The following is an 8,228-nucleotide window of genomic DNA, read 5'->3' on the forward strand; positions in this document are numbered from 1 at the left end:
AGTCGTCAAATGATCGATTATGAAGTATTACGTTTTATCTGGTGGCTGCTGGTTGGCATTCTGCTAATTGGTTTTGCGGTCACCGACGGCTTCGACATGGGCGTGGGGATGTTAACCCGCGTGCTGGGTCGCAGCGACACGGAACGCCGTATCATGATTAACGCCATCGCCCCGCACTGGGATGGCAACCAGGTGTGGCTTATCACCGCTGGCGGCGCGCTCTTCGCCGCCTGGCCGATGGTCTATGCCGCCGCGTTCTCGGGCTTCTATGTGGCGATGATCCTCGTGCTGGCGTCGTTATTCTTCCGTCCGGTTGGTTTTGACTACCGCTCGAAGATCGAAGACACCCGCTGGCGCAACATGTGGGACTGGGGTATTTTCATCGGCAGCTTCGTACCGCCGCTGGTCATTGGTGTGGCGTTCGGCAACCTGTTACAGGGCGTGCCTTTCCATATGGATGAATACATGCGCCTGTTCTACACCGGCAACTTCTTCCAGCTGCTGAACCCGTTTGGCCTGCTGGCCGGTGTGGTGAGCGTGGCGATGATCGTCACCCAGGGGGCAACCTATCTGCAAATGCGTACCGTCGGTGAACTGCATCTGCGTGTGCGTGGCGTGGCGCAGATCGCCGCGCTGGTAACCCTGGTGTGCTTCGCGCTGGCAGGCGTGTGGGTAGTGTATGGTATTGACGGTTACGTGGTGACCTCGGTTATCGATCATCATGCCGCCTCTAACCCGCTGACGAAAGAAGTGGCGCGTCAGGCCGGTGCCTGGCTGGTGAACTTCAACAACACGCCGATCCTGTGGCTGGTACCGGCGCTGGGCGTCGTACTGCCGCTGCTGACCGCCCTGATGTCACGCCTTGAGAAACCGGCGTTTGCCTTCGTCTTCTCATCACTGACGCTGGCGTGCATCATCCTCACCGCGGGCATCGCCATGTTCCCGTTCATTATGCCGTCCAGCACGATGATGAACGTGAGCCTGACCCTGTGGGATGCGACCTCCAGCCAGATGACGCTGAATCTGATGACCTGGGTTGCGGCGGTGTTTGTACCTGTCATTCTTCTCTATACCGCATGGTGTTACTGGAAGATGTTCGGTCGCATCACCAAAGAAGACATTGAAAGCAACACTCACTCTCTGTACTAAGTAAGGAGCATACAATGTGGTATTTCGCATGGATTTTAGGAACGCTTCTTGCCTGCGCATTCGGAGTGATCACCGCCCTGGCGCTTGAGCACGTAGAAGCGACTCAGGCAGGTAAAGAAGAACACTGATGAACGCTATTATCGCAAAACTCTATGCGGTAATGGATAAGGGCCCGCTTCGGGCCCTTTCCTTAGTGATGGCGCTGGTGCTGGCAGGCTGCGTATTCTGGGATCCTGCCCGCTTTGCCGCGAAGACCAGCGACTACGAAATCTGGCAAGGTTTCCTGATGATGTGGGCCGTCTGTAGCGGCGTGATCCACGGGGTTGGTTTTCGTCCTGCTGCCGTTCACTGGCAGGGCATATTTTGCCCGCTCATCGCAGACATCGTGCTGGCTGCCGCGCTGTTTTATTTTTTCTTTTGACTAAGAACTGTCCGTTAACGTCATGGGCTTGTAAAAGCCCATAAATTTTTACTCTCCGTTCACCTGAACCCATTCCAAAGCAACATTCCCGCGCGTATAGTAGCAACGTTTTTGAGCGCTAACTTTTATTGCATTACCGGGATGTAAAGTGAATACAACGCTGTTTCGATGGCCGGTTCGTGTCTATTACGAAGACACCGATGCCGGTGGTGTGGTTTACCACGCCAGCTACGTCGCTTTTTATGAACGGGCACGCACAGAGATGCTGCGCCACCACAACTTTAGTCAGCAGGTTTTGCTGGCAGAGCGCGTCGCCTTCGTGGTGCGTAAAATGACGCTGGACTATTTTGCGCCCGCCAGACTCGACGATATGCTCGAAGTCCAATCGGAAATTACATCAGTGCGTGGAACCTCTCTGGTTTTCACGCAGCGGATCGTCAACGCAGAGAACACCGTGCTTAATGAAGCTGAAGTACTGATTGTTTGCGTTGATCCACTCTTAATGAAGCCTCGTGCGCTTCCCAAGTCTATTGTCGCGGAGTTTAAGCAGTGACTGACATGAACATCCTTGATTTGTTCCTGAAGGCAAGCCTTCTGGTCAAACTTATCATGTTGATTTTGATTGGTTTTTCAATCGCATCCTGGGCCATCATCATTCAACGCACGCGCATACTTAACGCAGCCGGGCGTGAAGCGGAAGCCTTTGAAGACAAATTCTGGTCTGGCATCGAGCTGTCTCGCCTGTATCAGGAAAGTCAGGGCCGCCGCGAAACGCTCTCCGGTTCAGAACAGATGTTCTACAGCGGATTTAAAGAGTTTGCCCGTTTACATCGCGCCAACAGCCATGCGCCGGAAGCGATAGTGGAAGGGGCATCCCGCGCGATGCGTATCTCCATGAACCGCGAACTGGAAGCGCTGGAAACGCATATTCCGTTCCTGGGCACGGTCGGTTCCATCAGTCCTTATATCGGCCTTTTCGGTACGGTATGGGGGATCATGCATGCCTTTATCGCACTGGGTGCCGTTAAACAGGCCACGCTGCAAATGGTTGCGCCAGGTATCGCCGAAGCGCTGATTGCCACGGCAATCGGTCTGTTTGCGGCTATTCCGGCTGTTATGGCGTATAACCGCCTGAACCAGCGCGTGAATAAACTGGAACAGAATTACGACAACTTTATGGAAGAGTTTACCGCTATTCTGCATCGTCAGGCGTTTACCAGCAGCGAGAGCAACAAGGGGTAAGCCATGGCCAGAAAGCGTGGACGAGGAAGTCGCGAACTCAAGTCCGAAATCAACATTGTACCGCTGCTGGACGTCCTGCTCGTGCTGTTGCTGATCTTTATGGCAACCGCCCCGATCATCACCCAGAGCGTTGAGGTTGATCTGCCGGATGCGACAGAATCACAGAGCGTCAGTACCAATGATGATCCTCCGGTCATTATCGAGGTCTCTGGCGTGGGGCAGTACAGCGTGGTGATTGAAAAAGATCGTCTGGATCAACTGCCGCCTGAACAGGTCATTGCCGAAGCGCAGCGTCACCTGCAGGCGAATCCGAAAACGGTCTTCTTAATCGGTGGTGCGAAAGAGGTGCCATATGATGAAATCATCAAAGCGCTGAACCTGTTACACAGCGCGGGTGTGAAGTCGGTTGGCTTGATGACGCAGCCTATTTAATCCTGCATAACAGGCGAACAGTTTTTGGGAACCGATAGTGTCAAAGGCAACCGAACAAAACGACAAGCTTAAACGGGCGATAACCATCTCGGCGGTGCTGCATGTGATTTTATTTGCACTGCTGATCTGGAGTTCGTTCGATGAGCACATAGACGCCTCTGCTGGCGGCGGCGGTGGTTCGTCCATCGACGCCGTTATGGTCGATCCCGGCGCCGTTGTACAGCAGTACAACCGTGAGCAGCAGCAACAGGCGAGCGCGAAACGCGCTGAAGAACAGCGTGAAAAGCAGGCGCAACAGCAGGCGGAAGAGCTTCGCGAGAAGCAGGCCGCCGAGCAGGAGCGCTTAAAACAGCTCGAAAAAGAACGTTTGCAGGCGCAGGAAAACGCCCGCGAACAGGCACAACAGCAGAAACAGGCAGAAGAAGCGGCGAAGAAAGCGCAGGAGCAGCAAAAGCAGGCTGAAGAAGCCGCTGCCAAAGCTGCCGCCGATGCGAAAGCGCAGGCTGACGCCCAGGCGAAAGCCGCCGCGGATGCCGCGAAGAAAGCAGAAGCCGAGGCTGCCAAAGCCGCTGCCGCCGCCGCGAAGAAAGCGGAAGCAGAAGCCGCCAAAGCCGCCGCCGATGCTGCGAAAAAAGCCGAAGCAGAAGCTGCGAAAAAAGCGCAGCAGGACGCCGAGAAGAAAGCACAGGCTGAAGCCGCTAAAAAAGCCGCTGCCGCTGAAAAAGCTGCTGCGGCGAAAGCAGCCGCTGCTGAAAAGGCTGCCGCTGAGAAAGCTGCTGCCGCCGCCGAAAAAGCCGCGGCCGCGAAAGCTGCCGCTGCTGAAAAGGCCGCCGCTGATAAAAAAGCTGCAGCTGAGAAAGCCGCTGCCGATAAGAAAGCAGCCGCCGACAAAGCCGCAGCAGCAAAAGCCGCCGCTGCGAAAAAAGCCGCGGCAGAGAAAGCCGCCGCGTCTGATGTTGATGACCTGTTTGGCGACCTCAGCTCCGGTAAGAATGCGCCGAAAACCGGCGGTGGAGCGAAAGGAAGTAATGCAGCGCCAGCAGGAAGTGGTAACACTAAAAACAATGGCGCTTCAGGGGCTGATATCAGCAACTATGCTGGTCAGATAAAAGCAGCCATCGAAACCAAGTTCTATGATGCCGCATCCTATACTGGCAAGGTATGTACGCTGCGCATCAGGCTTGAGCCAGATGGTACGTTGAAAGATATTCAGTCTGAAGGGGGCGATCCCGCGCTTTGTCAGGCCGCACTTGCTGCAGCCCGTCAGGCGAAGCTCCCGAAACCGCCGACGCAGGCGGTGTATGAAGTGTTTAAAAATGCGCCACTGGACTTCAAACCTTAAGATACACTTTTCCACATAACGCCGGAAAAGGGACTATTTTAGTCACGGGGTTTCGATAGTTTTGTCTATTTGAGTTTGTTAACATTCTGCTAAATTATCGCAGGTTTTCAGCCTGGATAAGGGAGATATGATGAAGCAGGCATTACGTGTAGTGTTTGGTTTTCTGGTACTGTTTGCAGCGGCGCTGCATGCAGAAGTGCGCATTGAGATCACCCAGGGTGTCGACTCTGCGCGTCCTATTGGCGTGGTCCCGTTCAAATGGGCAGGTCCGGGCGCAGCGCCGGAAGATATCGGCGGTATCGTTGCCGCTGACCTTGCGAACAGCGGTAAATTCAATCCGCTGGATCGTTCTCGTCTCCCGCAGCAACCGGCTTCCGCTCAGGAAGTTCAGCCAGCCGCCTGGTCTGCGCTGGGTATTGACGCGGTTATCGTAGGACAGGTTACGCCTACTCCGGACGGCGGCTACAGCGTGTCTTATCAGCTGGTGGACACCGGCGGCGCGCCGGGTACCGTGCTGTCGCAAAACACCTTTAAGGTTAACAAACAATGGCTGCGCCTTGCGGGTCACACCGCCAGCGATGAAGTCTTTGAAAAGCTGACCGGGATTAAAGGCGCCTTCCGTACGCGTATCGCCTATGTGGTGCAAACCAACGGCGGCCAGTTCCCGTATGAAGTGCGCGTGTCTGACTACGACGGTTATAACCAGTTTGTTGTGCACAAATCACCGCAGCCGCTGATGTCCCCGGCCTGGTCTCCTGATGGTAACCAGCTGGCTTACGTCACTTTCGAAAGCGGTCGTTCTGCGCTGGTGGTGCAGAATCTGGCAAGCACCGCAACGCGTCAGATTGCCTCTTTCCCGCGTCACAACGGGGCACCGGCCTTCTCGCCTGACGGCAAAAAACTGGCTTTCGCTCTGTCTAAAACCGGCAGTCTGAACCTGTACGTGATGGATCTTGCTTCTGGTCAGATCCGCCAGGTGACTGATGGTCGCAGCAACAACACTGAACCGACCTGGTTCCCGGATAGCCAGAACCTGGCGTTCACCTCCGATCAGGCTGGTCGTCCGCAGGTTTATAAAGTGAATATTAACGGCGGTACCCCGCAGCGTATTTCCTGGGAAGGTTCGCAGAACCAGGACGCTGACGTGAGTTCTGACGGCAAATTTATGGTAATGGTGACCTCTAACGGCGGTCAGCAACACATTGCCAAACAAGATCTGGTAGCGGGTGGCGTGCAGGTTTTATCGTCAACGTTCCTGGATGAAACGCCAAGTCTGGCACCTAACGGCACTATGGTTATCTACAGCTCTTCTCAGGGGATGGGATCCGTGCTGAACCTGGTTTCTACAGATGGGCGTTTCAAAGCGCGTATTCCGGCAACTGATGGACAGGTCAAATTCCCTGCCTGGTCGCCGTATCTGTAATAATAAATAATTGATTATTAAAGGAATCAAAGAAATGCAACTGAACAAAGTGCTGAAAGGGCTGATGCTCGCTCTGCCGGTTATGGCAATCGCAGCGTGTTCTTCTAACAAGAACGCAAGCAACGACCAGAGCGGCGAAGGCATGCTGGGTGCCGGCACTGGTATGGACGCTAACGGCGGCGGCAACATGTCTTCTGAAGAGCAGGCTCGTCTGCAGATGCAGCAGCTGCAACAGAACAACATCGTGTACTTCGATCTGGACAAGTACGACATCCGTTCTGACTTCGCTGCAATGCTGGACGCGCACGCTAACTTCCTGCGTAGCAACCCGTCTTACAAAGTCACCGTAGAAGGTCACGCTGACGAACGTGGTACCCCGGAATACAACATCTCCCTGGGTGAGCGTCGTGCTAACGCTGTTAAAATGTACCTGCAGGGTAAAGGCGTTACCGCTGACCAGATCTCTATCGTTTCTTACGGTAAAGAAAAACCAGCAGTACTGGGCCATGACGAAGCGGCTTACGCTAAAAACCGTCGTGCCGTACTGGTTTACTAAGAGAATTGCATGAGCAGTAACTTCAGACATCATCTGATGAGTCTGTCGTTACTGGTTGGCATAGCGGCCCCCTGGGCCGCTTTTGCTCAGGCGCCAATCAGTAGTGTCGGCTCAGGCTCGGTCGAAGACCGTGTCACCCAACTTGAGCGTATTTCTAACGCTCACAGCCAGCTTTTAACTCAGCTTCAGCAGCAACTTTCTGATAACCAGTCCGATATTGATTCCCTGCGCGGTCAGATCCAGGAAAGCCAGTATCAGCTGAGCCAGATGGTGGAACGCCAGAAGCAGATGCAGTCGCAGCTTGATGGTCTGAGCAGCGGTGGTGCCGCCGCACAGCCAGCGACAGGCGATCAAACAGGCGCAGCGACCGCGACGCCGGACGCCGGGGCGCAAACGCCATCAGCGCCGGTACAGAGCGGTGATGCCAATACGGATTACAATGCTGCTATTGCGCTGGTGCAGGATAAGTCCCGTCAGGATGAAGCCATTACCGCGTTCAGCAACTTCGTTAAAAATTACCCGGATTCCACTTACCAGCCGAATGCAAATTACTGGCTTGGTCAGCTGAATTACAACAAGGGTAAAAAGGATGATGCGGCGTTTTATTTTGCCTCCGTGGTGAAAAATTACCCGAAATCACCGAAAGCGCCGGACGCGATGTTTAAAGTCGGCGTGATCATGCAAGACAAAGGGGACACTGCGAAAGCCAAAGCGGTTTATCAGCAGGTGATCAGCAAGTACCCCGGCACTGAAGGCGCAAAACAAGCGCAAAAACGACTTAGCGCGATGTAATGAATGCTGCATGACCAGAAATCGCGGAATTTCTGGTCTTGTCGCATGAATCATAAGCAGTTAAGTGATCTATATCGAAATTTTTGTTGCGCCAGATTCATAAACCAGTAATATATGCCGCCGTTGCCACGGGATATGAGACATACCTGAAGCAGCGCAAAAAAGCGTTATAGTGGGTCGTTAGCTCAGTTGGTAGAGCAGTTGACTTTTAATCAATTGGTCGCAGGTTCGAATCCTGCACGACCCACCAATCTTTCGATTGAACGCAGTAGTAACAGAATGATGAGTAATTTGAGTGGGTGATTAGCTCAGTTGGTAGAGCATCTCCTTTACACGGAGGGGGTCGGCGGTTCGAGCCCGTCATCACCCACCACTCGGGTCGTTAGCTCAGTTGGTAGAGCAGTTGACTTTTAATCAATTGGTCGCAGGTTCGAATCCTGCACGACCCACCAATACTCAGGTGGAAAGCAGTAGTTAAGCGTGAAGGATAACGTTGCAACAGCAACGGCCMGAAGGGCGAGGCGAAGCCGAGTCATCCTGCACGACCCACCAATTATTCTTGCCTGATTTAAATCTTCGAAGTCAACACCCTGAATGGGTCGTTAGCTCAGTTGGTAGAGCAGTTGACTTTTAATCAATTGGTCGCAGGTTCGAATCCTGCACGACCCACCAACCCATCGGTGGACCATGATAGTGAGACGTGAAGGATAACGTTGCGACAGCAACGGCCCGAAGGGCGAGGCRAAGCCGAGTCATCCTGCACGACCCACCACTTCGAAGAAAATCCCCTAAGGGGTCGTTAGCTCAGTTGGTAGAGCAGTTGACTTTTAATCAATTGGTCGCAGGTTCGAATCCTGCACGACCCACCACT

10 protein-coding genes and 5 tRNA genes are annotated in these 8,228 nt (G+C 53.9%); all 15 read left to right on the forward strand.

What is annotated here, in order from left to right; genetic code table 11:
* Positions 1-9: 9 nt before the first annotated feature.
* The 15 genes from cydB (at position 10) to QRD42_RS11345 (ending at position 8,226) form a co-directional block, all read left to right on the forward strand.
* Positions 10-1,149, forward strand: coding sequence for a cytochrome d ubiquinol oxidase subunit II (cydB, locus tag QRD42_RS11275; protein WP_321987134.1), 1,140 nt, complete (start codon positions 10-12; stop codon positions 1,147-1,149).
* Between the two features lie 14 nt (positions 1,150-1,163).
* Positions 1,164-1,277, forward strand: coding sequence for a cytochrome bd-I oxidase subunit CydX (cydX, locus tag QRD42_RS11280; RefSeq protein WP_072567849.1), 114 nt, complete (start codon positions 1,164-1,166; stop codon positions 1,275-1,277).
* Entirely contained in the window at positions 1,277-1,570 is a 294-nt protein-coding gene (gene ybgE / locus QRD42_RS11285) for a cyd operon protein YbgE (RefSeq protein WP_072567850.1), read from the forward strand. The genes cydX and ybgE overlap by 1 nt, the downstream gene beginning before the upstream one ends.
* A 148-nt stretch (positions 1,571-1,718) precedes the next feature.
* A complete protein-coding gene (gene ybgC / locus QRD42_RS11290) occupies positions 1,719-2,123 on the forward strand; it encodes a tol-pal system-associated acyl-CoA thioesterase (protein ID WP_072567851.1) in 405 nt (134 codons plus the stop codon).
* On the forward strand, positions 2,120-2,812 hold the full coding sequence (gene tolQ / locus QRD42_RS11295; RefSeq protein WP_072567852.1) for a Tol-Pal system protein TolQ: 693 nt from the start codon (positions 2,120-2,122) through the stop codon (positions 2,810-2,812). Before ybgC ends, tolQ begins: the two co-directional genes overlap by 4 nt.
* A gap of 3 nt (positions 2,813-2,815) precedes the next feature.
* Positions 2,816-3,244 (forward strand): colicin uptake protein TolR, encoded by a 429-nt coding sequence (gene tolR, locus QRD42_RS11300; RefSeq protein ID WP_072567853.1) that lies wholly within the window; start codon positions 2,816-2,818, stop codon positions 3,242-3,244.
* 37 nt (positions 3,245-3,281) lie between these two features.
* Entirely contained in the window at positions 3,282-4,586 is a 1,305-nt protein-coding gene (gene tolA / locus QRD42_RS11305) for a cell envelope integrity protein TolA (protein WP_318364603.1), read from the forward strand.
* Between the two features lie 130 nt (positions 4,587-4,716).
* The gene (tolB, locus tag QRD42_RS11310) at positions 4,717-6,009 is read left to right on the forward strand and encodes a Tol-Pal system beta propeller repeat protein TolB (protein WP_072567855.1); all 1,293 of its coding nucleotides are present in this window, start codon (positions 4,717-4,719) and stop codon (positions 6,007-6,009) included.
* Between the two features lie 34 nt (positions 6,010-6,043).
* A complete protein-coding gene (gene pal, locus QRD42_RS11315) occupies positions 6,044-6,565 on the forward strand; it encodes a peptidoglycan-associated lipoprotein Pal (RefSeq protein ID WP_072567856.1) in 522 nt (173 codons plus the stop codon).
* Positions 6,566-6,574: 9 nt separating this feature from the next.
* The gene (gene cpoB / locus QRD42_RS11320) at positions 6,575-7,357 is read left to right on the forward strand and encodes a cell division protein CpoB (protein ID WP_318364602.1); all 783 of its coding nucleotides are present in this window, start codon (positions 6,575-6,577) and stop codon (positions 7,355-7,357) included.
* Between the two features lie 174 nt (positions 7,358-7,531).
* Positions 7,532-7,607 (forward strand) — tRNA-Lys (locus QRD42_RS11325).
* A gap of 47 nt (positions 7,608-7,654) precedes the next feature.
* Positions 7,655-7,730 (forward strand) — tRNA-Val (locus QRD42_RS11330).
* Between the two features lie 3 nt (positions 7,731-7,733).
* A tRNA-Lys gene (locus tag QRD42_RS11335) sits at positions 7,734-7,809 on the forward strand.
* 144 nt (positions 7,810-7,953) lie between these two features.
* Positions 7,954-8,029: transfer RNA gene (locus QRD42_RS11340), tRNA-Lys, on the forward strand.
* Positions 8,030-8,150: 121 nt separating this feature from the next.
* Positions 8,151-8,226: transfer RNA gene (locus tag QRD42_RS11345), tRNA-Lys, on the forward strand.
* Positions 8,227-8,228: the final 2 nt, after the last annotated feature.

The sequence above is a fragment of the Enterobacter sp. PGRG2 genome (genome assembly GCF_030291195.1).
In the GTDB taxonomy this organism is placed as follows: domain Bacteria; phylum Pseudomonadota; class Gammaproteobacteria; order Enterobacterales; family Enterobacteriaceae; genus Enterobacter_D.

Coding starts and splice junctions, on each gene's coding strand:
- ybgE (WP_072567850.1), top strand. CDS start 1,277: ATGAACGCTATTATCGCAAAACTCTATGCGGTAATGGATAAGGGCCCG.
- tolR (WP_072567853.1), top strand. CDS start 2,816: ATGGCCAGAAAGCGTGGACGAGGAAGTCGCGAACTCAAGTCCGAAATC.
- pal (WP_072567856.1), top strand. CDS start 6,044: ATGCAACTGAACAAAGTGCTGAAAGGGCTGATGCTCGCTCTGCCGGTT.
- cydB (WP_321987134.1), top strand. CDS start 10: ATGATCGATTATGAAGTATTACGTTTTATCTGGTGGCTGCTGGTTGGC.
- cpoB (WP_318364602.1), top strand. CDS start 6,575: ATGAGCAGTAACTTCAGACATCATCTGATGAGTCTGTCGTTACTGGTT.
- tolB (WP_072567855.1), top strand. CDS start 4,717: ATGAAGCAGGCATTACGTGTAGTGTTTGGTTTTCTGGTACTGTTTGCA.
- cydX (WP_072567849.1), top strand. CDS start 1,164: ATGTGGTATTTCGCATGGATTTTAGGAACGCTTCTTGCCTGCGCATTC.